The sequence below is a fragment of the Bifidobacterium sp. M0404 genome (assembly GCF_016101415.1).
GTDB lineage: Bacteria > Actinomycetota > Actinomycetes > Actinomycetales > Bifidobacteriaceae > Bombiscardovia > Bombiscardovia polysaccharolytica.
This window is the reverse complement of the sequence record NZ_JACFQP010000001.1, coordinates 868968-891620: the sequence shown is the minus strand read 5'-3', so window position 1 is coordinate 891620 and position 22653 is coordinate 868968. Positions and strand designations below refer to the sequence as shown.

Below are 22653 nucleotides of genomic sequence, written 5' to 3'. Positions count from 1 at the left end.
TTGACCGCTGCGGTCATAATCCAGTCGGTCTGAATGTCTGTGCCCAAGGTGAATGTGTGCTCGCCGGTCCGTTAGAAGCCCATGGCTTGGTAGAAACGTTGAGCGGGTTCATTGCGCTCCCATACGCCCAACCAGATTTTGCTCAGATCCCGGTTCCTGGCTCGTTCGTAGGCCTGATTGACCAGCATGGTGCCCAGTCCCTGGCGTTTGAAGTCCGATAGAACGTATAGCCGCTCGATCTCCATGGAAGTATCACCGAACTGCTCCGTCTGGGCCTTCCCAGTGTTGAGCTGCATGTAGGCTGCGGGAGTGCCGCCCACGCTGGCCAGCATAAAAACGGATTCGGGTTCAGACAGTTGCGACTTGACCAGTTCGGGGGAGAAGGAATGCCGGAGGTAATCTTCCATGTTCTCCCGGCTGTTGTCGGCGGCGAAGGTGTCACGGAAGGTGGTCATGCCCAAGGAACGTATCAGCCAGGCATCATCCGAGGTGCATTGCCGTATTACTGCGGTCATGATGGCGACTCCTTTCCTCTTGAGTTTGTTTGTTGCTGGGGTGTACCTGCTTTCATGGGCATCAATTCTTAATTGACAACCTTGAGACCGACTACGCAGGCGACTAGACCGATGATGAGCAAAATGCGGGCGAGTGAAACAGGCTCCGATCCTGTAGCCATGGCGTATAGGACAGTCAAGGCAGCTCCGATACCGACCCAGACCGCGTAGGCTGTACTGGTAGGGATGCTGTGCATGGCAAAGGCCAGACCAACCATGCTGAGAATCAATCCCACGATAAAAACGATGTCAGGGACGATTTTGGTAAAGCCTTGGGACTTGCCTAAGGCGTTGGCCCAGACCGATTCACAGATGCCGGCGAGTATGAGTACAATCCACGAGGACATGGCTTCCTTTCTGCAAGTCTTGTCGCTGTCCGGGTACTTGACCATCGTCCGGGAACCTGCATTAGATTCTGAGCATCAGAATAGCGCGGGGCAACACTCTGATGCTTGAATGAGCAGGGGGAGTGGCCAACGGTCCATTGTAAGAAGGAATCAGGGTTAATTCAGGGTCGTTTCAGGGGTTTGCCGGATGTTGTCTCCCGCGCGGATCGGCTATTCATATAAATAGAGGGATCTGGCAGAGTGTACGCACGAGGATGTGGCAGGTGAATGAATCATGACTTGGGCCTTACGTGATCTGAAAGCCAATAGCGGCATTTGGGCTGGCGTCTTTATCGTTCTTGTGGTCACACAAACCTTGCTCTGTGCCATGAGTGTGAGCATGGGAGTCAACAGCTACTACCAAAGTCTGTCGGTCAAGACCAGGGATCCTGCTAAGAGTCTGGCTTCGGCCCTGAGTCTGGTCTTCCTCACGGTCATTGTGCTTGGCTGTCTGGTGATCAAGCAAACCCTGCAGGCATCAATTCGCCAACGTCGGCAGGGGCTGGCCCTTCTCTCGCTGCTGGGAGCTACGCCTAAGCAGGTCCTGGTGCTTACGCTTTTGCAGGTGATGATTTTGCTTCTGCCGGCCTCCCTTGTTGCCGTGGCTCTTTCACCTGCGCTGGCTGGAAGGATCCTCGATTGGTATTCCACCGGGATGCGAATGCCGGTACATTTCGCTTTTACCTGGCACAGGTTTCCCAGGTCTGCCCTGACTGGCCTTGTAGTGGGATTGGCCACGGCCGTCTTGGCGACCAGCCGGACATTGCGGGATTTGGGAAAGATGACACCAGTCCGGATGGTGCACCGTGCTGAGGAGAGCGAATCGGTTGAACGGCCGAGACATAGACGTGGTCTTGTGGCCCTTTTCCTTGGGCTGGCCTTGCTGCTATTGCCGTTGCCTGTCTTTGCCTATCTTTGGCACAGCGGCTCTGGACCTTTGGATCCTAAGCAAGTCCGGGCGGTCATAAGTGCCGTTGGAAGTGGACCGCTTTTCGCCATTCTCTTGCTGCTGATAGCCTTGGCTCGCGCTGGTGGGCCGGTTATAGGCAGGGTCACTCAACTCTGGACTGCTCTGGTGCCGTCATCGTCTGCCGTCTGGCGGGTAGCGCGTTCACAGGCTGTTGTCAGAAGCAAAGACACGACATTCGGCTCAACGGTCATAGCGTTGACCGCCTGCATGTTTTTGGTCGGCGGTCTGCTGACTGCCGGAGGCACCAGTACCGTCGCCATAAACAAGGTGCCGGGAATACCGAGTGCCACAGCGGGCGGGACTTTGGAGTTGCTCTATGGTTTCTGGGCAGCGCTGCTGGTCGCCCTGGTCGGCGTGATCGCGGGGTTCGCCATCGCCGCTCGGGATCGTGACCTTGATCTGGCGCTCCTGTCAATCGCTGGGGCAAACCCGCAGCAGCTTACTGCTATATCCACATTGGACGGCACCATCGTGATGACTACAGGCATTATCATCGCAGCAGGCGGCACCGGACTGGTCGGACTGAGTACAGCCATGGTCTATTGGCCGCTTGTCCACAGTCTGTCCGTAGTTTTTCCTTGGCAGTTTTTCCTTATCTGCGGGTCGCCGATCATCATTGTCGGGTCGCTGGCGACCATGCTGACGGCGCGGCCTGCTTTGAAGCGCTCGCCCATAGCCATTTTGCAAGGTGCTATAGGCGAATGATCGGCAGTGAGCTTTAATTGTTGGATCCGCGATGTGTAATTGAGCGGTCTTGCCAGGCATTGATTTCGGCCATGGTTGTGTGTGGCATATTCATCAACGGGCAGTTTTCTGTGGGATTGGCCAACACAGGTCAATACGACAAATACATGCTGGACGCTCGAAGATGAGTATCGCCATTATGGCAAGTTAATCTTTAGGAGATCCTGTGGACGGTTAACCTTTAACATAGGAGTAGATAAACAATTGGCGGTCAAGTTTGTGTATTGAGTACAGTGAGTCGTGTCAGTCGGAACAAGGCTTGATTGCCGAGACTTTCACTTATGTCACAGTGTTTGGTCGTGGCTGCCGGTGGTCATCAAGGTAAGAACCATTCGATTCTTATCGCGCTTGTACACTAGGAGCCAGTCTGCGTCGACATGGAGTTCCTCGTATTCGGACCAGCGTCCTTTCGACTGGTGCTTTCGATATTTACGTTTAAGCAGTGCTGAATTGTAGTTAGTCAAATCGTCGAGCACTTGATCGAGCATGCTTAAGTCGAAATGCTTTTTCTTGGTTTTCTTGACATCGCGCAGGAATTTTTGCGTATATGCAAACTCATACATGATGGATGATGTCTTTCATATTCTCTACATCACCCACGTGAGTGACCGGTGAAGCCTCGGCCTCCTCCATTTCTCTGTCAAATTTGGAAAGTTGAGAGCGGAATGGAAGCCCTCCCTCGCGCAACGACTGAGAGAGGAACATGTTAATTGCCGTGCCGAGATCAAGGCCTAGGTCTTCAAAAAGCTGTGAGGCCCGACGTTTCATATCCTCGCTGGTGCGAATTTGAATTCTCGCTGTCTCTTTCATTGCTTTCACCTGCTCCGATTGCTCAATTATTTTCTTAGCTCCAGAATTATATCGTTATTGCTCCGAATGGAGTTATCTTGGAGTCATTTAACACTGCAAGTAGAGAAACGAGAATGACCCGAGATTCATGAGTAAGGTTATTGACAATGGATGCACAAAGTAATCCGGGAAGGTGGATCCTTGAACTGTAAAGCGGTATGACAAGGGCCAGCCAAGTTGCCTCGGCTGGCCCTTGTCTTGTGGAGCTGCGGGGAATTGAACCCCGGTCCGGTGACCGCACCCTCAGTCTTCTACGTGCGTAGTCTGCTGGCCTTTGTGGCTATCTGTCTGCCCCCACCTGTGTCGCAGACAACCGTTGGCGGGCATAGCCGCAGAAAAAGTCCCCGAACCGCCCTGTGGCGCGGCAGTCCAGGCAAGTCTTCTTAATGACGCTCAGCATCCCCCCGAAGGCGAAGGGGAGTGAACGGAGCAGCTGCTCACTGGTTAATCCTGGCGCGAAGCTCAGGCAGCGAGAGCGAACTCAGTGCGGTTAGATTTAGCACTTGTTGTTTGCGGGAGGACATTAACGAGCGGACCCCCGCGTTCTCGGCACGCTTCCCTGCGACGAACAGGTCACCGTCGAAACCGATCAGCCCCAATCTTGAATTATCAAGCTCCGCTGGTGCCATTGCGGACCAGCCTCGTCAGTATACAACAGATGGACGCTGTGGATATTCCCGCTTCTCCCTGGGCATTGTCTTAGATCCTGGTCAAGCCGCAGAGTCCTGTCGATGCGTGGCAGCTCATCGGCATCCGGTAAATTCCCAATTCCGTAGGTATAAGTTTGGTCCCGTCCTGTCGGCATTGACGGCTCGACCTGACGGGACCGCAGTCATGCTCAAGGACAGGGACTCATTGGCCCTGCTGGCCTAAATAGTCGGGGATATGCTCAGGATATTCGGGCCAGGCGCCCTGCTGGGTGCAGACGAAGGCGGCAGTGTTGACTGCAGCCCGGTGGGCCTGAGTCAGGGAGGCCCCCAATAGGCGGTTGATTGCGAAGGTGCCGGAGAAGGCATCGCCGGCCCCGACCGTGTCTGCCACTGTGATTTTAGGCGTGGGCAGGTGTGAGGACTGGCCGTCCGCCAGATAGATCGTGCTGTAGTCGCTACCGGCGGTCAGCACGATGGTGTCCAGATGCCACTGGTCCATGAACCAGCTGCAGAGTTCGTCGTCGGTGGCCCCAGGAATGTGGAACATGTCGCGCAGGGTGACCAGCTCCTCGTCGTTGAGCTTGAAAACCGTGGCCATGTCCAGCAGTTCCTGGATCAGATCCTTGCTGTAAAAGGTGCCGCGCAGGTTGATGTCGAAGAAGCGCATGGCATGGCTCTTAGTGTGGCGCAGGACCTGCAGGCAGGTTTCGCGGGACTCACTGCTGCGCATGCTCAACGTGCCGTAGCAGACGGCGTCGGCCTTGCTGGCCAGCCCGGCCAGGTCATCCGTGTATTCCAGATGATCCCAGGCCACATCAGGCTTGAAGACGTACTGGGGGATGCCCTCGGTCAGCTGGACCTCGACGGTGCTGGTGGGGTGGTCGTTGTGCTGTAGGAAGGCATCGACGCCGGCCTTCTGGACCGCCTCCTCAAGCTCTCGGCCCAGGTCGTCCCGGCCCACGGCGCTGAAGGCATAGCCTTCCGCCCCGTTCTTTGCGGCATGATAACTGAAGTTGACCGGTGCTCCACCGGCCCGCTTGCCTGTTGGCAGGACGTCCCAGAGGATCTCGCCGATGCTGAGGACCACGGGTTTACTGGTCATGGTGTTCCTTTCCTGACGACGGGCGATGTGCCCGCCTTGTGTTTGCTGATTTCACAGTTGTGCGGCCCATGCTGGCCGGGTGCTCCAAAAATTGGCTGGCCGCCACCGCAGCGGCTCCGGTCAGTGTGGCATCGGCTGGAAGACGGGAGAGCAGAATCTGCGTGTGCTCGCGCAAGCCAGGCAGGGCGCGTTGGGATACTATGGTGCGAACTCGTTCCAGCAGGCGGGGACCAGCGGCGGCCACCATGTCTCCGATGATGATTTGAGCAGGGTTGTAGGCGTTGACGATGGTCACGCAGCCATAGCCCACGTAGTCGGCTATTTGATCCACCAAGGTCCGGGCGACCTGCTGGCCCGAGCGGGCCTGGTCGAACAGACTTGTGCAGGCCTTGGCGTGGGTCATGGTCTCGATTCCAGGGAAGTGATCCCGCATATCCAGCTGGCACATGCGGCGGTGGATGGCTACCGCCGAGCAGTAGCATTCCAGGCAGCCGCGGTTGCCGCACTCGCAGGGCAGGCCATTCAGGTCGATGCTGACGTGGCCGATTTCGGTGGCCGCTCCCTGGCTTCCGTCCACCAGGGCGCCTCTGTCTATGACTCCTAATCCCACGCCTTCGCCCACCAGGAAGTAGGCCATGCTGGAAGCGCTCACGCGGGGGTCGAAGAGGCTCTGGCCCAGCGCGCCAGCTCGTGCATCCTGCTCGATGAAGGTGGGTACGCGGAAAGCCTGGCCGAATTCGTGTATAAAGTCCACGCCACGCCAGCCGGGCATGCTGGTAACCAGTGCGATGCGGCCGGTCTCTCGCAGGTAGGGGCCCGGCACAGCTATGCCCACGGCCACGATGGTGGGGTTTGTCTCCAGACGTTTTCTCACCCGTGCTCTGACTTCAGTTACTGTGCCGGGGATGTCATCGGGATCGACGGGGGGCAGCTCCTCCGAGTCCAGGAGATGGCCGCTGATGTCGAACAGTCCGATGCTGACCAAACTGCGAGCGAACTTGACTCCGATGACCTGGTAGCGGTCGGCGTTCAGGGCCAGGCCGATGGATCGGCGGCCGCCCTCTGAGTCCATGCTGCCGGTCTCGCTGATTAGACCCAAGCTGATTAGTCGGGCCACCAGCTTGCCTACGGCCGCCGGCGTCAGGTTGAGGTCCCGTGCCATCTGGGCTCGTGAACTGGTGCCGTGCTGATGCAGATATTGGACGATGCGTGACTGATTGAGTTCGGAGAGGGCCTTTGGTGTGCTGGCGTATGGACTGCCGCGCATGTCGACCTCCTCCTTGAGTAGTACAGTCTCACGATCTTCGTGCACTTTATGAACAACGTTTATATATTAACACTGTTTATTATCCTTGCACAAACTTTCAAAGTTGTTCAAGGTTTCTCGACAAGACAATCCCGTCGTTGGCCGCTTCATCGCAGCCAAGAAGTTCATCAGCCTCTATTTCTTCACCAGTGCGATGGATAGTAGGTTCTTGTAGGCTCGCAGTCCTAAGCGAGCTGCTTGTGCGGTGGATATTGGGCTCTGACGGTGCCCGTTCGCCCTAAACGCCGGCACCTCTTCTCGTCTCCGGCTTATGGGTAGACTGATGAGGTGGCCATCGATGGTCATGGCTGGAGCATGTCAAGGACGCGGTCGTCAGTGGCATCAGTCTATTGCACGAAAGGTATGGATCATGAGTCTTGATAATGGCATCGACACCGTCGCCGATCCGTCGAAGGAGCGGCCGCTGGCCCTGATTCCCCGGCCGCTTCACATGCAAAGGAATCGGGGTCAGCTGCTGTTGCCAGTGGCGGGCAGAATTGTCTGCGGTTCAGCAGTTGACCAGGAGCTGGCTTCCGTCCTCAGCGACCAGTTGACAGATACCATCAAGCAGGCTACGGGTATGGTCTGGGATCATTCGCGAGGGGGAGCTTGGACTGGCGCAATCAGTCTGGACCTGGACCAAAAACTTGGTCCTCAAGAGTATCTTCTGCGCATCGCCGATCAGGGGGAGCGCCGCCCGATTGTGGATGTCCGCGGCGGCGACGGTCAGGGACTGCGATGGGGGGTACAGACCCTCCGCCAGGTCATCATGCAATGCGGTCCGGTGCTTCCCGCCTTGCACATTCAGGACCGCCCCGCCTATCCAACGCGCATCTACAGTCTGGATGTGACCCGCGGTCGGGTGCCCACCATGGAATGGCTGCGGCACTGGGCGGACATATTGGCCCTGTATAAGTTCAATCAGCTGCAGCTCTACATTGAGCACACCATGGCTTTCCCGGGCATGAGCGAGGCCTGGAGGGGCACAAGCCCTCTGGAGCCCGGGCAGATCACCGACTTCGATGACTATTGCGCCCGCCTGGGTATCGAGTTGGTGCCTTCGATTTCCACCTTCAGCCACCATTACACCAGCCTTCGCACTCGCGGATTCAGGGATCTGGGCGAGTTTCCCGAGCAGGCGGACCGGCCCTACTCTTTTATAGAGCGCCAGGAGCATCACACCATCAATGTCAACCATCCACAGGCCCTGGCATTCTCCACTGGGCTGATTGACGCCTATGCGCCGCTTATGCGTACGCGTAACTTCAATATCGGCGGAGATGAGACCTTCGATCTGGGCAAGGGGCGTTCGCGGAAGGATGGTTCCAGCAAGGATCCTGCTGACATGTATGCCGATTATCTGATCAGTCTGTGCGATCACCTACATGCGCAGGGCCGCCATCCCATGTTCTGGGGCGATGTCGCCGTGTCCATGCCCAAAGTCTTGGACAGGCTGCCCGAGGACTGTACGCTGCTCAACTGGCTCTATGACCCGCAGGTGGGGCCGGACAAGGTTGCCCTTGTAGCCTCGACGGGGGCCCGACAGGTAGTCTGCTCGGCCGTTCATGCCTGGAATCTTCTCCTTCCTGGAATCGACAATGCTTGGAAGAACATCAGCCGTCTGAGTCAATATGGGATCCAGTACGGTGCCGTTGGAGCCATGGTCACCGACTGGGGCGATTATGGGCACATCAACGACCCGCGCATGAGCTTGCCTGGCATGGCCTACGCCGCGCAGTGCTTCTGGAACCCCAATGACGATGATCGAGACCGGGTGGACAGGGATCTGGGTCTGCTGGTCTATGGGGATGCGACGGGGGACTATCTGCCGGCACTGATCCAAGCTGGCTCCAGTGCGGTCTTCGGCTGGGACGACATGGTGCGTTACTGGGAGCTTGATGACGGACATGGGGGCCTCAACCAGGATGTGGCCTCTACATTGCCGGGCGCAGGCGTGCCTGCACTGGATTCGTCTGCCGATCTCGACGAAGCTCGCCGGAGCCTGCTTAAGGCTTTGCGCATTCGTCTTGAGCAGGTGGATCAGCGTGACGCTCTGCTGGTCGACGCAGCTGTACGCATGGGCAGGGCGGCCGCCGGATGCCGGGCTGATGCGCGCAGAACTTTGCAGGCTCAGTTGATGGCTGTCCAAGGTCAACGCCTCTTTAACGCACTGGGTCGTAGTCTAGCCGTTCGCTATGGCGTTCTGCCTGGAGCTCCGGATGCAGAAGGCGATCGGGGCCTGGCCGATGCTTTTGAGATCTGGTTTGAGTCTTACGCTACGGTCTGGCGTCAGGTCAGTCGGGAATCGGAGTTGGGAAGGATCGCCTCTGTGATTTGGGGCTTCGCCGACATTCTTCGGAAGGGAGCGAACTCCTGATCGGATCGATTACGAGTTCAAATCGAAAGGCGGGAAGAGCGCGAGAATGATCATCAATGAGTAGAGTATGGCTCTGCGGCTTTTTGGACGTTTCTTGCACGGAGTCTTAGGATTGCATAAATCTCGAGCCAGGAAAATGGTCTGTGCCTCGTCTGCCGGTTTCAAGCTTTGGCCAGTTTTTATGCCAAAGCTTAAAACCGACAGGATAATTGTCGTACCAAGACACGTTCGGCTTTCATCGTTGGGTACTTGTTGAGCACTGGGTCTTATACGGCGAAGGAGCTTCTCGAAATCAGCTGAGTAGTACCAGGGGGTAGTGATACCGCTTCTATATAATTCAACGAATTGACAAAATCGATTCATCCCTCTACTCTTGTTGCTCAGGAGGCAGGAATTGGTTTCCTCCCCTGTAAACGCTGTAAAGGTAAATGCAATAGGCAAAGGAGCATTTCGGATGGGTTTGTGGGACGTTGACAAAATCGAATACGTGGGTCGCCAGGGTGTCAAGGAAGGCTTGGGATTCCGTTACTACGACAAGAACAAGGTGGTGGCCGGCAAGCCCATGAAGGACTGGCTGCGCTTCGCCGTTGCCTGGTGGCACACCTTCAACCAGGGTCTGGTGGATCCCTTCGGCGATCCCACCGCTCAGAGGCCCTACTACCGATACACCGATCCCATGGATCAGGCGCTGGCCAAGGTGGATTACGCCTTCGAGCTCTTCACCAAGCTGGGGGTCGAGTTCTTCTGCTTCCACGACCGTGATCTGGCTCCCGAGGGCGACACCCTGCGCGAGACCGATGCCAATCTTGACAAGGTGATCGACCGCATCGAGGCCGCCATGAAGGACACGGGCGTCAAGCTACTATGGAACACCTCGTCGCTCTTCACCAACCCTCGTTTCGAGGCCGGTGCCGGTACCTCGCCTTTCGCTGATATCTATGCATATTCGGCAGGCCAGCTCAAGCACAGCCTGGAGATCGGCAAGCGGCTCGGTGCTGAGAACTACGTCTTCTGGGGCGGTCGTGAGGGTTACGAATCCCTTTGGAACACCCGAATGAAGGAAGAGCAGGACCATATGGCCGCCCTCTTCCATATGTGCGTGGACTACGCCAAGGAGATCGGCTTCGACGCGCAGTTCCTGATCGAACCCAAGCCCAAGGAGCCCACCCTCCACCAGTACGATTACGACGCGGCCACCACCATCAACTTCCTGCGCACCTACGACCTGCAGGATAACTTCAAGCTCAATATCGAGGGCAACCACGCCAACCTGGCCATGCACACCTATCAGCATGAGGTCCGCGTGGCCCGAGAGGCCGGCTTCCTGGGATCCCTGGATGCCAACCAGGGCGACAAGCTGATCGGCTGGGACATGGACGAGTTCCCCTCAGACCTTTACGATGCCACTGCCGTCATGTGGGAGGTGCTGGCCAATGGGAGCATCGGGCCCCACGGAGGCCTGAACTTCGATGCCAAGCCGCGCCGTTCCTCCTTCCTGCCTGAGGACCTCTTCAGGACCCACATCGTAGGCATGGACACCTATGCCGCCGGTCTGCTGGTAGCTGCCAAGATGCATGAGGACGGCTACATCGAGCAGTTGCAGCAGGAGCGCTATTCCTCCTTCGAATCCGGCATCGGCGCCACTGTTGAGGACGGCACGGCCACGCTGGCCTCCCTGGAGGAGTACAGCCTTGACAAGCCACAGGCGGAACTGATCGCCGCCGACAAGTCCGACCATCTTGAAGTGGTCAAGGCCACCATCAACAACTATATTGTCGAGGCTCTGGCTCAGGCCTGAGCATAAGAAAATGCTGTCTTCGGCCTCATGCGATGCTCCTGGCACTGTGTGGGGCCGAATTCTCTTATTTGAGGTTGTTGTGCCTGCAGGTTCGCGATGAATTAGGACTAGTCATATTTGGTCCTCGTATTGTTGACTGAAGTTAAGAATGATGGCTACGTCAGGCGTGCTAGTGGTGCCTCCCGGGGTCTGCATTAAGTAAGCAGGTGCCGCCATTGCCAATTCCATGCAATGGCGCAACGACACTAGTCAGGAATTTATCTAGTCCGCCAACCCGTCGAATCCCAACCTAAACAGCTCAATGTGAGTGCTCCCCGGTTCCAAGTCTTCACGCGGCCACTGTCTTGTCGGCCGCGCCTCCCAAATACATCGAGAGGCTGCCGGTCAGCGCCGTATGTCTGGACTAGACAACTGGCAATGTCTGTCGGTTTTGTCAAGCGGCCGATTGATTCTTTTGAATTCATTAATCTCGCCATAGTTTCAGGAGCCTTTGCCAGCGTTTTCAAAGATTTGAATGCTCAGGACTTCATGGGGGAGGGGCAGACTATTTCGATGGTCAACGAGTTAATGAGGACTTTAATCAACACTCAAGAATATTCGCTTAGCCTGGCAATTCCAGCTTTATCGGGTCTGTGTCAACTCTAGTGTGAACAGTACAATCGGCAAGACCTATGAAGGCTGAGCCTGCTTCAAATACATGCTGAAAGTCTTCCAAAAGGATTTGGTTAAGTAAAACAATGAAATAGTTTTACGCAGTGACGGATCTGTGATTCGATTCATAGGGTAGATCCCCTTCTGATACGAAAGATAAGGCTCGTCAAAGGTATCTTAAAACTTGAACAGGGGAAATGACATCGGTATCTCAATCGTGTACTGACAGTCGAGTTGCGTCAATGGGTTTTTCGTTGGCATGGTCTATGTTCGTGCGCTGCCTATTTGCACCTCAGACAGTAGTCCGAAGATTAGTGATAGCTCTGACTTTTCTCCGTTTGATCATTAGCCTTTGACGACACGCCGGCAATTTCGGTTATCAGCCTGGATTATCGGGTTTTATCGTGTGAGTCATTGCTTCTCTGCGAATCGTGCTACAATTTAACTAAACCGCTTTAGTTATCAATGTTGAATCGGCTGAAACGAGGAGGTTTGCGGGATGCAGCTAAACGTGGGGCGTGAACTCGACAGGTGCGATCGAGTCATGAGGCAACGACTGTTGCCCTATGTCGATCGGCCGGTTGGCCATTGCAATGTCAGGGCCTACCGGATCCCTGGCGAGCCTATTGCTTCCCAGGACTTCTTCGCTCGCTTGGCTAAAGGAGATATTCCCTTTGAGCACATGGCCGTAGGTGAATCCTGGGGGACCACCTGGGGGACCACTTGGATGGAAATTTCAGGAAACATTGACCAGGATCACCGCGATGAGACCCCGTTGGAACTAATCGTGGACCTTGGATGGCAGCCAGACTCACCGGGGAGCCACTACGAGGCAGAGGCTTACCGTCCCGATGGTTCCATAATTAAAGCCGTTAACCCAAAAAATAAATGGATTCCCCTGGATGGCAGAGACTGGAAAGGGTCAGCCATTGATGAAGAACCTTCGCTTATCAGGTCCGATGGCACTTTTACCCTCTATCTGGAGGCAGCCTGCAACCCGCTCATTCTCGGGGTTCCTCCATTCGTTAAGACTCGTTTGGGTGAAGGCACCACGGGCCGACCCGACGAGCCTAACGCTCTGAATCAACTGGATGTCTGTCATTTCGATTATGAGATGTGGAACTATGCCATGGATCTGGAAGCGGTCAGCCAGATCATCCGGGAGTGCGACCCCAAGCAGCCACGCTATTGGAGGCTGGGTAAGGCCCTGCAGACTTCCTTGAACAGCTATCGGGAGGGTGATGCAGCTAGTCTGCAACAGGCCCGTACGGCCCTGGCCGAAGAACTCAGCCTGCCGGCTGTGTCAAGCAGTTTGGATCATGCAGTGGTAGGTCATTCACACATTGATTCGGCCTGGCTTTGGCCCAAGCGTGAAACTCGCCGAAAGGTAGCCCGTACAGTCTCTAATATGCTGGCGCTGATGGAGCGAGATCCCGATTTTATCTATGTAATGAGTTCCCCACAACAGTATGCCTGGCTTGAGGCTGATCATCCAGATCTGTTTGCTCGCCTTTTGCGTCGCGTCAAAGAGGGACGCTTCATTCCTGTGGGTGGCATGTGGGTCGAATCTGATGGGATGTTGCCAGCGGGCGAATCATTGACACGCCAGTTCAGCTATGGAAAACGCTACTATCGTGAGCATCTAGGCGTAGATACCGATGTAGTCTGGGAGCCTGACAGTTTCGGCTATACGGGCCAGTTCCCTCAAATTGCCCGGCGTGCTGGCATGCGTTACTTCCTTTCGCAAAAGATCTCATGGAATGACACTACAAAGTTCCCTCATCATACTTTTGACTGGCAGGGTATCGATGGCACGCCTATATTCACTCACTTTCCACCGATGGATACCTACTCCTCAAGCATGACTGCCCGGGAGCTTAATCATTCTGAAGAAAATTACCAAGACAAGGACTTCTCCGATAGAGCCATAGTCCTGTGCGGCTACGGTGACGGAGGCGGCGGCACTACTCGCGAAATGCTGGGTCGGTTTGACCGTCTGCGTGATGTGGAAGGTGTTGCAAAGGCGCGTTATGAGACTCCGGATGATTTCTTCCGTGAGTCTTGTCAACAGATTCATCAGCGCGCTGGTCGAGAGATGCCGGTCTGGAAAGGCGAACTCTACCTGGAGCTCCATCGTAAGACACTGACTTCCCAGCAGGATATGAAGCGTGGCTGCCGGCAGGAAGAAGCAATGCTGCGTACTGTGGAGTACCTGTGCGCTTATGCTTCCCTGGCTGATGCGAATTATGACTATCCTCATGCTGAGCTGGATCAAATCTGGCGAACTTTGCTGCTGAACCAATTCCACGACATTCTGCCCGGTTCAGCCATCTCTTGGGTTCATCGACTCGCTCGCGAGGATTATCAGCGTGACATTGATCGCCTGCGAGAAATCGGTCAAGAGGCCGCCAGTGTCATTGCCAGAGTACAGAGGGGGATCCAACGTGTGCCTGCTGCTCTAATAAACCCAATGGATACTGATGGGGACGACGCTTGGCGGGCTGTACCGTCAGTGCCCAAGACAGGTGGTCCAACGTCTATGGTCCAAGTTTCTGCTAACGACCAAGGATATATTCTGGACAATGGCCTTATCAAGGCGGTAGTGGGGACTGATGGCACAGTCCACTCCTTGCTGGATGTCGTTTCCGGACGGGAGCTGATTCCCAGGGGTTCAACAATGGGTGGTTACGAACTGCTCAAGGATGAGCCCACTATGTGGGATGCGTGGGATTTGGAACGTGACGCCCTTCTTACCGCCATGCCGGTGGATGACCCTGTTCAGATCACTGCAAAGAAGTCCGGGGTAGACGTGGTTCGAAACCACGGTGACACGCGGATCACTACTGGCATCAGCCTGTCGCCTGGGGCCAGGAGGCTGGACTTCACCGCTTCCGTGGACTGGCATCAGGATGAGCAGTTGCTGAAAGTGGATCTTCCCTTGGCTATCCAAGCACGTTATGCCCAGTTTGAATGTCAATACGGATTCATTGACCGGCCTATACAGAAGAACAATGCGGCCGAAGAGGCGCAATTCGAAAGTTGCACCCACCGGTTTGTGCGGGTTAGGGATGACGATCTAGCCGTTGGCGTGGTAAATGCCTCGACCTATGGCGGCGATACCACACCTATTCCAGCTGATCCGGCTCATGGTAAGGAGGCAGGAACTTTAGTTCGTCTGACACTGCTTTCTGCGCCAGTTTTCCCAGATCCGGACACTGACCGAGGTCATCATGAGTTTGCCTGGTCCGTGGTCCCTAACGAAGACCAAAACGCTGTCTTAGCTCAAGCTTATCGGCTTAATGCTCCTGTCTTCCCAGATGGTCTGCCTGACGCAGAGCCTCTGGTGAGTTTGGACACCACTTCCGGAAGGCTAGTCATTGACTGGATGAAGATGGCTGACGATGGCAGTGGTGATCTGGTGATTCGTGTATATGATCCTGATTCCTCCCCTGCCTGCGGTCGTCTGAGGCTGGGACCGTTGTTGAAGGGGGCTACGGTACGAGAGACCGATTCCTTGGAGGAGTCGCCCTTGCCTGACGATTTGCGTCATGGATTGGTAGATAAAGGTGAGGTGAATGCTGAAGGTGCCTCTCTGGAGTTTATGCCCTTCCAATTCACCACCCTCAGACTGCACCAACCACAAATTATCGGCAAATAAGATCGAAAGAACAATGAAGGGTCATTGATTATGTTGCTTAAAGTACAGCGTGAGGTTGATCGCTGCAAGCGGGTCATGAATGAGCGGGTACGCCCTCATATCCACCATGTGCTCGCCCAGTGCGATGTACAGGCTGTTCGTTATACGGGGGAACCGGTGAATCCGTCAACCTTCCTTGATGAAGCACGGCATGGGGGTGTGGCATTCACCCCTCTTGCCGTCGGTGAGCCATGGGGCACCACATGGGGGACGACGTGGATGAAAGTGACTGGCCAATTGCCTCGCAACTCAGGCAATGGACACCCGATCGAACTGCTTTTCAATCTGGGTTGGCTGGATTGGCCAGTTGGCGGACACATCGAAGGAATGGTGTATCGGCCTGATGGCTCGGTAATCAAGGCCATCCATCCACGTAACTACTGGATTCCATTGGTTGATGATCAAGGCAAGGCGGACCAAGTCGTTGATCATGACGGAGCCTTCACTGTCTACGTTGAAGCGGCATACAATCCTAACGTCCCGTCTTTCACGGTTACGAGTCTTGGCGATGCCCCCACGGGCAAGGCGGATGAGCGTTACGTCTTTGAATCGGTGCAAATCGCCGAATATGATCACGAAGTCCATGAATACTGGATAGACCTCGACATCGTCAGCGGCGCTGTAGAACAGTTGGATGCCGGTTCGCCACGGTATTGGAAGCTGGCCAAGGCGCTACAGCGTTCCATGAACATCTTTGATGGAGCTGATGAAGAGACTGTGAGAGCCACCCTGCCTGCTGCGCGTGAAACGCTGGAAGCGGTGATGAATAAACCCTCTGCACCTTCTGCTTTGCAGCTATCCGCCATGGGGCATGCTCACATCGATTCAGCTTGGCTTTGGCCTGTGCGTGAGACCAAACGCAAGGTAGGACGGACAATCGCCAATGTGCTGACCCTCCTGGATAACGATCCAAAGTTCTGCTACGTCATGAGTTCTGCCCAGCAGTATGCCTGGCTCGAGGAACGGCACCCGGATTTGTTCAAACGTGTGCAGCGCTACGTACAGGAGGGAAGGTTTATTCCTGTAGGAGGCATGTGGGTCGAGTCGGATGGAATGGTTCCCTCAGGCGAGTCGCTGATTCGTCAGCTTTCTTATGGGCAACGGTATTTTAAGCAGAAGTTCGGTGTTGAAACCCATGGGGTTTGGCTGCCGGACAGTTTTGGATACTCAGGTTCATGGCCCCAAATCGCTCGCCGGTCGGGAGCACGTTGGTTCCTGACGCAAAAACTCTGTTGGAATGATACGACCCGATTGCCGCATCATTCGTTTATGTGGGAAGGGATTGACGGTTCCAGGATTTTCACCCATTTCCCTCCAGCAGATAAGTACGATTCCGACATGTCCCCCAAGGACCTGCACTATGCGGAACAGAATTTTAAGGATAAGGATCTGTCGGATCACGGGATTCTGCTGTTCGGCTATGGAGACGGCGGTGGTGGACCAACAAGAGAGATGACCATGAGGGCTGCGCGTCTTCGTAGCTTCGAAGGCCTTCCTCGGGTGGAATATGACAATCCAGATCATTTCTTTGACGTGGCTTATCACGATATGGCTGACCAGGCTGGCAGTGAGATGCCCACTTGGAAAGGCGAGTTGTATCTCGAGCTCCATCGCAAGACGTTGACCTCCCAGCAGGACATGAAACGTGGTTGTCGCAAAGAGGAATCATGGCTGCGCATGGCGGAATATTGTTGTGCCTATGCCGAATTGGTCAATGAGGAATATGTTTATCCGCGAGAAGAGCTTGACAGAATTTGGAAGACCTTGCTTCTCAATCAGTTCCATGACATTTTGCCTGGATCTGGCATCGCCTGGATATACCGCGTGGCTCGCAAGGAGTATGCAGAAGGTATAGCCCGGCTGCGGGAGTTGACCGCCGAAGCCTTGCGTGCGGTCGAAGCATCTACTAAGACCAGAATTTGGCCTGAGGCGCGAATCATGCAGGTCGGACGAGCTGAATCGGGACAGGCATCCTGGAGTCCGGTTAATGCAAAGGGAATAGTCAGGAATGCTTCAGCCGTCGCTGTATCTCATAATGCAAACAGCGAGTTGATTCTGGACAACAGCCTTTTGCGCGTTGTCATTGCTCAATCTGGAGCAGTGACATCCATATGCGATCTGGCAACCGGCAGAGAAATAGTGGCACCTGGCCAATCCTGTGGGCTTTATCAGGTACTCAAAGATGAGCCTGGCGTCTTTGATGCTTGGGATGTAGAGCGCGATGCATTCTTGGCTGTTTCTGATTTGGATCAAGGCCAAATCGAAGATGTGAAGACTGACGAGGACGGTACTGTTCACGTCCATGTGATCAACAAATACCGCGCCAGCAATATTCGAACCAGCATCAGTTTGCGTCCAGGTTTGAGACAGCTTGATTTTCATGCTGACGTTGATTGGCTCGTGCCGGAAAAGCTGCTCAAGGTTGCTCTTCCGCTTGCTGTCAGAGCAGACCGTGCCCAGTATGAAACACAATTCGGCCTTATCGAACGTCCTATCGTGAAGAATACCGAGGGTGATGAGGCACGTTTCGAGAGTTGCACGCATCGTTTCGTCCGCATAGCTAATGAAGAATTTGGCGTTGGCATCGTCAATGGGTCGACTTATGGATCCGATGTGTCCGCCATATATGGACCAGAGAATGGTCCGGAAGTCGGCACTCAGGTACGCCTGACCTTGGTAGGTGCTCCAAAAGCACCAGACCCGCATGCAGATCTGGGCCACCATGAGTTTGATTGGGCTCTGGTGCCTGGTCCTGATCTGGATTCGACCTTGGCTGCAGCTGCGGAAATCAATGCACCAGTGTTGAAGGATGTGCCTGATATGGAGCCCTTGATTGGTCTGCAAAATGTGCAGGGCTTGCCTGTCGTCGATTGGATCAAGATGGCTGACGATGGCTCAGGTGATTTGATAGTGCGTATCTACGAGGCCAAAGGCCAACCGGCATCTGCATCGCTTGCAGTGAATGGGCCCATGGTGGGGGCACAGGTCTATGAGACCGACTTGCTGGAGCGGGACCGCCACTATCAGGGTGAGCCTGATGCTCTCAAACAGCCGGGGGCTGCTGAGGGGGCTCGGCTTGATCTGGGACCTTTCCAGATTGCTACTCTTCGGCTTTCTAAAGCCGGAATTCAAGGATGAATTAGTAAAGGAGAAATCACAATGAACAAAACCATAAAAACGGCGCTGTCGTTGCTGTGCTCAGCAGCGGCAGTCGTGAGCTTCGGAGGATGCGGGGGAAGCGCATCCTCCGGGTCTGGTCCTATCGAACTGAAGTTCCAGACATGGAACCTCAAAAACGACAAGTTCACAGGATACTTCCAGGATCTGATCAAGCAGTTTGAAAAGGAGAACAAAGGCGTCCACATTAAGTGGGTAGATCAGCCGGCTGACAACTATGAGGACAAACTCTCAACCGATGCCGCCGCAAATTCCCTGCCCGATGTAATTGATATGGGGCCTGAGCCTGCGTATACCTTGGCTAGTGCTGGAGCGCTGCTCAACATTGCCAAGGAGGAGCCGAAAGCCAAGGATCAATATCTTGATGCTGCATGGCAATCGGCCACTTTCAAAGGTCCGCATCTGGAGGAGGGCACCTATGGACTGCCTTGGTACCTGAATACAGGCCCTACCCTCTATAACAAGGCCTTGCTCGATGAGTGCGGACTCAAAGTGCCAAAGACTCAGGATGAGATGTTTGCCAATGCGGAAATCTTCGGACCGAAGTGTGGCGGCAAGTATGCTATGACCACCGGTATCCCCAGCATCCAGGATTTCGGCATGTACGGCGTCCCGCTGATGAACAAGGATCACACCAAGTTCACCTTTAATGATCCTAAGGGTGTGGCCTTTGTCCAGCATTATGTGGACATGTATAAGGCCAAGGCCTTTACTGACGAGATGCTGAACACCTCCAATAGCGGCGAGTCAAAGAGCTTCAACTCAGGATCACAGGTTTTCCTCAATGGCAGCCTATACAGCATTGACGATATGAAAAAGAATGCCCCCAATGTTTTTGAACATATGGGCATTACCAACATGGTAGCCAACACCCATCCGAACATGATGTTGGAAATGATGACCGTCAATGCCAATTCCAAGCATAAGGATATGGCGCTGAAACTGGCCAAATTCGTGACCAACTCCAAGAACCAGCTGACCTTCGATAAGAAAGCCAATGTCTTCCCATCCTCTAAGGGCACCATTGACGATCCATTCTTCAACCCATCTGGTGACGATATGAATGCTGTAGGCATGAGGATGGTCGCCAAGCAGGTGCGTGAAGGACGTATATGGGGTCCTCCGCAGTTTACTGCAGTAGACGGCACCAGACTTCAGGAGCAGATTGTTCAGGCCCTGCAGGGCAAGGTGACTCCCAAGCAGGCACTGGATAATGTTGTTGAATACGCCAACGGCAGGTTGAAGTAATGGTCCAGTTGTCTCATAGACAGCGTAAGGGCGCCGGTTCCGCCGGCGCCCGGCGCCTTAACCCTGACGGCACCTATGTGCATCCTTTGGGGGCCAACAGGAGCGGTCGTGTTGCTCCATGGCTCTTCGTGACTATCCCGATTTTGTGGATTCTGGTCTTTTCCTTGTTGCCGTTCCTGAACACAATCCGCTTGTCCTTCACGGATTCGACCTTGTTGCGTCCTGGAAAATTCATCGGATTCCAGAATTTCACCGATATGTTCCATGATCCGCATTTCAGAACGGCAATGACAAACTCATCGCTGTATGTCGTCTGCGTTGTGCCCTTCATGATTATCCTGCCGTTGATTCTTGCGGCGTTGGTGGCCGAAAGAACCAGAATAATGGGATTCTTTAGAACATCGTTCTATGTCCCGGTAATCATGTCCAGTGTGGTGGTTGGATTGATATGGACCAACCTGCTGGATTCCAAGGGTCTGGTCAACGGTCTGTTCCGTGCCTTGCACTGGATAAGCAAGCCCATTCCATTTCTCACTGATCGCTGGTTGCTCTTGTTCAGCGCCATGACTATAACCATATGGACCGGTCTGGGCTACTACATGATTATCTATTTGACGACTATCGCCAATATTGATCCGGTCTTGTATGAGGCTGCACAAATTGATGGAGCAGGCGCAATTCGTCAATTCATCCATGTCACTCTACCTGGATGCACCTGGACTATGATTCTGATCTCCCTGCTGTCTTCTATGTCAGCTTTCAGAGTCTTTGGTGAGATTTACATGTTGACTAACGGCAGCGGTGGAATCGGCGGAGCTGACATAACGATGACAATGCTAATCAAGAACGAAGGCACTGGCATCAATGCCCGAACCGGATATGCCGGGGCATTGGGTCTGGTTATGTTCTTTGTGCTCGGTGCTCTGATTCTCTTCGAATGGTTCCTGGAATCGAGGTCCTCTGATGACGAGTAAGCATATAACGGTAGGCAAAGTTGTGAAGTATGCCGTCTTGGTCCTGCTCTTCCTTTTCCTTGCCTGCCCGCTGCTATGGCAGATATCCTTGGCTTTCAAGGGGCCTAAGGATGATATGTATGCCGTTCCGCCATACTTCTGGCCTCGTGACCCTACGGTCAGTAACTTCAGCGGAGTCTTCAAGCGTCTGCCTATAGTTGGCTATGCCTTAAACACACTGGTCGTGGCTGCAATCAATATTGTCGGCAATGTCATCAGCGGTACTATGGCCGGCTATGCCATTGCTTTGCTCAAGTTCAAAGGCAAGCGGATCGTAGTAGGAATTCTGTTCCTTTCCATGCTGATTCCTGGAGAAACAGTTATGATTACGCAGTTCCTGATCATCCGTTCTTTGAACTTACAGAACAACTTGATAGGTGTCGCCTTGCCCGGCATTGTAAGCGCGATGAACATTCTGCTGTTCGTTAATGCATTTCGTGCGATACCTCGAGATCTGATTGAGGCCGCAGAAATGGATGGCGCTAGCGTTTGGCAAAGGTTCACCATGATTTGTGCGCCGCAGGTCAAGGGGACCATGGCTCTAGTGGCTATCTTCTCATTCATGGGTTCGTGGAATGACTTCCTCTGGCCTCTGATTGTTCTGACAGACGACAGTCACTACACATTGACGCTAGGGATGTCTCGTTTGCAGGGAACATTTGTCTCGGATCCCAGATTGGTAGCCGCAGGGACTGTCATTGCCCTGGTGCCTATTCTCATCTTCTTCTTCGTCTTCCAGCGCTATATTTTCCACGGACTGGAAGTCGGCGGGGTTAAGGAATAACGGAATACAGATACTCATGAAATACGGCGTTAATTACACACCATCCGCCGGTTGGTTCTATACATGGCTTCATCCTGATTGGGGACGTATCAGAGAAGATCTGGAACAGATAGCCTCGATTAGGGTGGACCATGTAAGGATCTTCCCTTTATGGCCTATCCTGCAACCGAACAGAAACTATATCAATCCTCAAGCGCTGGATGACTTACGGCATATGGGGGAACTGGCAGCGGAAGCAGGTTTGGATTGTTATGTAGATGTGCTTCAGGGGCACTTGTCCAGTTTTGATTTTCTTCCATCCTGGCTGCGCTCTTGGCATTCTCGCAATATGTTTGTCGATGCTCAAGCTGTACAGGCTCAGATCCAGCTGGTTATAGCCATCTATGACGCTATGGCTGATGTTCAAGGCTTTGCCGGATTGACTCTAGGCAATGAATGCAACCAGTTCGCGAGTATGACGCATCCTTCGCCAATGCCACTGACAAAGGCGCAGGCCGATGCCTGGCTTCGCGCTTTGCTGTTGCCTTTGCAGGAGCGTGCTCACCACGATGGGAGAGTGCTTCTGCACAGTGAGAATGATGAGGTCTGGTATGCCGACGGTCATCCATTTACTCCCGACCAGGCAGCGAATCTGGGAGATGTGACAGCTATCCATTCGTGGGTCTTCAACGGAACTGCCCAGCATTACGGTGCTCTGAGCGTCGAAAGTGTTGGTCATGCTGAATACCTTGTCGAATTGTCCAAAGCATTCGCACGTCATGATCATCGGCCGGTATGGGTCCAAGAGATTGGGGCTCCGAATAATGTGATAACCAATAGTGAATCTGGGGTTTTCTGCAGTCGCTCAATCCAGAGGATGCTGCGTTGCGGCGATCTCTACGGTATTACCTGGTGGTGTTCCCACGATGTCGATGGGCGTTTTGTTGACTTTCCGGAATTGGAGCATCACCTGGGTCTGTTTGATCTAAAAGGGAATCTAACGGAGGTCGGCAAAGCCTTTTCTCAGATAGTGGCTGAGCCCTTGCCCATGGTTGTCAATAGACAGGTCGCTGTAATTGTCGATGTGGACGAGCAGGGATTGCCGCTGTCGCGGGGCTCCTTGGCTCCTGGAGGCTCTGTGTTCGAAGCCTGGATGCAGTTGTCACGCTCAGGAGAGCATCCTGCAGTGGTCACATCTGCCTGTGTGCACGACGAGCAGAGCCTGAATGCCAGGGGCATACGTGAATGTCTGCCAGTTGAGCTTCGTACAGGGAATGTGTACAGCAATGTAGCCCGATCGGATTGAATCTAACTCGGACCATGACAGGGGGGATCCTTCGAGAATGGACGAAGGATCCCCACTTGAAG

General features: G+C 54.3%; 16 protein-coding genes, 1 other RNA gene and 1 riboswitch. Of the genes, 10 read left to right on the top strand and 7 right to left on the bottom strand.

The window, feature by feature from the left end; genetic code table 11:
* Window positions 1–71: 71 nt before the first annotated feature.
* Complete coding sequence (locus tag H3T93_RS03670; protein ID WP_144176819.1) at window positions 72–515, bottom strand: GNAT family N-acetyltransferase; 444 nt, start codon at window positions 513–515, stop codon at window positions 72–74.
* Between the two features lie 68 nt (window positions 516–583).
* Window positions 584–901: a DMT family transporter gene (locus H3T93_RS03665; protein ID WP_144176820.1), complete on the bottom strand. Its 318-nt coding sequence runs from the start codon at window positions 899–901 to the stop codon at window positions 584–586.
* A gap of 9 nt (window positions 902–910) precedes the next feature.
* Window positions 911–973, bottom strand: a riboswitch (guanidine-III (ykkC-III) riboswitch).
* Window positions 974–1268: 295 nt separating this feature from the next.
* Between H3T93_RS03665 and H3T93_RS03660 the strand changes: the two genes are divergently transcribed.
* The gene (locus tag H3T93_RS03660) at window positions 1269–2615 is read left to right on the top strand and encodes an FtsX-like permease family protein (RefSeq protein ID WP_186363868.1); all 1347 of its coding nucleotides are present in this window, start codon (window positions 1269–1271) and stop codon (window positions 2613–2615) included.
* 323 nt (window positions 2616–2938) lie between these two features.
* Here H3T93_RS03660 and H3T93_RS03655 read toward each other — a convergent pair whose 3' ends face one another.
* From H3T93_RS03655 to H3T93_RS03635, 5 genes are all read right to left on the bottom strand, one after another.
* Window positions 2939–3217 carry a type II toxin-antitoxin system RelE/ParE family toxin gene (locus H3T93_RS03655; protein ID WP_144176823.1) on the bottom strand — a complete coding sequence of 93 codons (279 nt, stop codon included), beginning with the start codon at window positions 3215–3217 and terminating at the stop codon, window positions 2939–2941.
* The gene (locus H3T93_RS03650) at window positions 3210–3464 is read right to left on the bottom strand and encodes a type II toxin-antitoxin system RelB/DinJ family antitoxin (RefSeq protein WP_110425057.1); all 255 of its coding nucleotides are present in this window, start codon (window positions 3462–3464) and stop codon (window positions 3210–3212) included. The genes H3T93_RS03655 and H3T93_RS03650 overlap by 8 nt, the downstream gene beginning before the upstream one ends.
* Window positions 3465–3701: 237 nt before the next feature.
* Window positions 3702–4100: a transfer-messenger RNA gene (gene ssrA / locus H3T93_RS03645) on the bottom strand.
* Between the two features lie 255 nt (window positions 4101–4355).
* Window positions 4356–5255 (bottom strand): carbohydrate kinase family protein, encoded by a 900-nt coding sequence (locus H3T93_RS03640; protein ID WP_144176824.1) that lies wholly within the window; start codon window positions 5253–5255, stop codon window positions 4356–4358.
* On the bottom strand, window positions 5245–6522 hold the full coding sequence (locus H3T93_RS03635) for an ROK family transcriptional regulator (protein ID WP_144176825.1): 1278 nt from the start codon (window positions 6520–6522) through the stop codon (window positions 5245–5247). The genes H3T93_RS03640 and H3T93_RS03635 overlap by 11 nt, the downstream gene beginning before the upstream one ends.
* Before the next feature lie 409 nt (window positions 6523–6931).
* On the opposite strand from H3T93_RS03635, the gene H3T93_RS03630 reads away from it, so the two are divergent.
* The 9 genes from H3T93_RS03630 (at window position 6932) to H3T93_RS03595 (ending at window position 22591) form a co-directional block, all read left to right on the top strand.
* Window positions 6932–8938, top strand: coding sequence for a glycoside hydrolase family 20 zincin-like fold domain-containing protein (locus H3T93_RS03630; RefSeq protein ID WP_186363869.1), 2007 nt, complete (start codon window positions 6932–6934; stop codon window positions 8936–8938).
* 454 nt (window positions 8939–9392) lie between these two features.
* Window positions 9393–10736 carry a xylose isomerase gene (xylA, locus tag H3T93_RS03625; protein WP_144176827.1) on the top strand — a complete coding sequence of 448 codons (1344 nt, stop codon included), beginning with the start codon at window positions 9393–9395 and terminating at the stop codon, window positions 10734–10736.
* A gap of 417 nt (window positions 10737–11153) precedes the next feature.
* Window positions 11154–11381, top strand: coding sequence for a hypothetical protein (locus H3T93_RS09120; RefSeq protein ID WP_232348606.1), 228 nt, complete (start codon window positions 11154–11156; stop codon window positions 11379–11381).
* Window positions 11382–11886: 505 nt separating this feature from the next.
* The gene (locus H3T93_RS03620) at window positions 11887–15045 is read left to right on the top strand and encodes an alpha-mannosidase (protein ID WP_144176828.1); all 3159 of its coding nucleotides are present in this window, start codon (window positions 11887–11889) and stop codon (window positions 15043–15045) included.
* Between the two features lie 30 nt (window positions 15046–15075).
* Window positions 15076–18222 (top strand): alpha-mannosidase, encoded by a 3147-nt coding sequence (locus H3T93_RS03615; protein WP_144176829.1) that lies wholly within the window; start codon window positions 15076–15078, stop codon window positions 18220–18222.
* A gap of 21 nt (window positions 18223–18243) precedes the next feature.
* Complete coding sequence (locus tag H3T93_RS03610) at window positions 18244–19509, top strand: ABC transporter substrate-binding protein (RefSeq protein WP_046322711.1); 1266 nt, start codon at window positions 18244–18246, stop codon at window positions 19507–19509.
* Window positions 19509–20483: a carbohydrate ABC transporter permease gene (locus H3T93_RS03605; RefSeq protein ID WP_082097733.1), complete on the top strand. Its 975-nt coding sequence runs from the start codon at window positions 19509–19511 to the stop codon at window positions 20481–20483. The genes H3T93_RS03610 and H3T93_RS03605 overlap by 1 nt, the downstream gene beginning before the upstream one ends.
* Complete coding sequence (locus H3T93_RS03600; RefSeq protein WP_110425066.1) at window positions 20473–21306, top strand: carbohydrate ABC transporter permease; 834 nt, start codon at window positions 20473–20475, stop codon at window positions 21304–21306. Before H3T93_RS03605 ends, H3T93_RS03600 begins: the two co-directional genes overlap by 11 nt.
* Before the next feature lie 16 nt (window positions 21307–21322).
* Window positions 21323–22591, top strand: a complete 1269-nt coding sequence (locus H3T93_RS03595; protein WP_144176830.1) for a glycoside hydrolase 5 family protein — start codon at window positions 21323–21325, stop codon at window positions 22589–22591.
* The last annotated feature ends 62 nt before the right edge of the window (window positions 22592–22653 follow it).

Excerpts from the sequence above, each read along its gene's own strand:
- H3T93_RS03630 (WP_186363869.1), top strand. The coding sequence starts at position 6,932 with ATGAGTCTTGATAATGGCATCGACACCGTCGCCGATCCGTCGAAGGAG.
- xylA (WP_144176827.1), top strand. The coding sequence starts at position 9,393 with ATGGGTTTGTGGGACGTTGACAAAATCGAATACGTGGGTCGCCAGGGT.
- H3T93_RS03650 (WP_110425057.1), bottom strand. The coding sequence starts at position 3,464 with ATGAAAGAGACAGCGAGAATTCAAATTCGCACCAGCGAGGATATGAAA.
- H3T93_RS03605 (WP_082097733.1), top strand. The coding sequence starts at position 19,509 with ATGGTCCAGTTGTCTCATAGACAGCGTAAGGGCGCCGGTTCCGCCGGC.
- H3T93_RS09120 (WP_232348606.1), top strand. The coding sequence starts at position 11,154 with ATGTCTGTCGGTTTTGTCAAGCGGCCGATTGATTCTTTTGAATTCATT.
- H3T93_RS03620 (WP_144176828.1), top strand. The coding sequence starts at position 11,887 with ATGCAGCTAAACGTGGGGCGTGAACTCGACAGGTGCGATCGAGTCATG.
- H3T93_RS03635 (WP_144176825.1), bottom strand. The coding sequence starts at position 6,522 with ATGCGCGGCAGTCCATACGCCAGCACACCAAAGGCCCTCTCCGAACTC.
- H3T93_RS03640 (WP_144176824.1), bottom strand. The coding sequence starts at position 5,255 with ATGACCAGTAAACCCGTGGTCCTCAGCATCGGCGAGATCCTCTGGGAC.
- H3T93_RS03600 (WP_110425066.1), top strand. The coding sequence starts at position 20,473 with ATGACGAGTAAGCATATAACGGTAGGCAAAGTTGTGAAGTATGCCGTC.
- H3T93_RS03670 (WP_144176819.1), bottom strand. The coding sequence starts at position 515 with ATGACCGCAGTAATACGGCAATGCACCTCGGATGATGCCTGGCTGATA.
- H3T93_RS03615 (WP_144176829.1), top strand. The coding sequence starts at position 15,076 with ATGTTGCTTAAAGTACAGCGTGAGGTTGATCGCTGCAAGCGGGTCATG.
- H3T93_RS03665 (WP_144176820.1), bottom strand. The coding sequence starts at position 901 with ATGTCCTCGTGGATTGTACTCATACTCGCCGGCATCTGTGAATCGGTC.
- H3T93_RS03655 (WP_144176823.1), bottom strand. The coding sequence starts at position 3,217 with ATGTATGAGTTTGCATATACGCAAAAATTCCTGCGCGATGTCAAGAAA.
- H3T93_RS03595 (WP_144176830.1), top strand. The coding sequence starts at position 21,323 with ATGAAATACGGCGTTAATTACACACCATCCGCCGGTTGGTTCTATACA.
- H3T93_RS03610 (WP_046322711.1), top strand. The coding sequence starts at position 18,244 with ATGAACAAAACCATAAAAACGGCGCTGTCGTTGCTGTGCTCAGCAGCG.
- H3T93_RS03660 (WP_186363868.1), top strand. The coding sequence starts at position 1,269 with ATGAGTGTGAGCATGGGAGTCAACAGCTACTACCAAAGTCTGTCGGTC.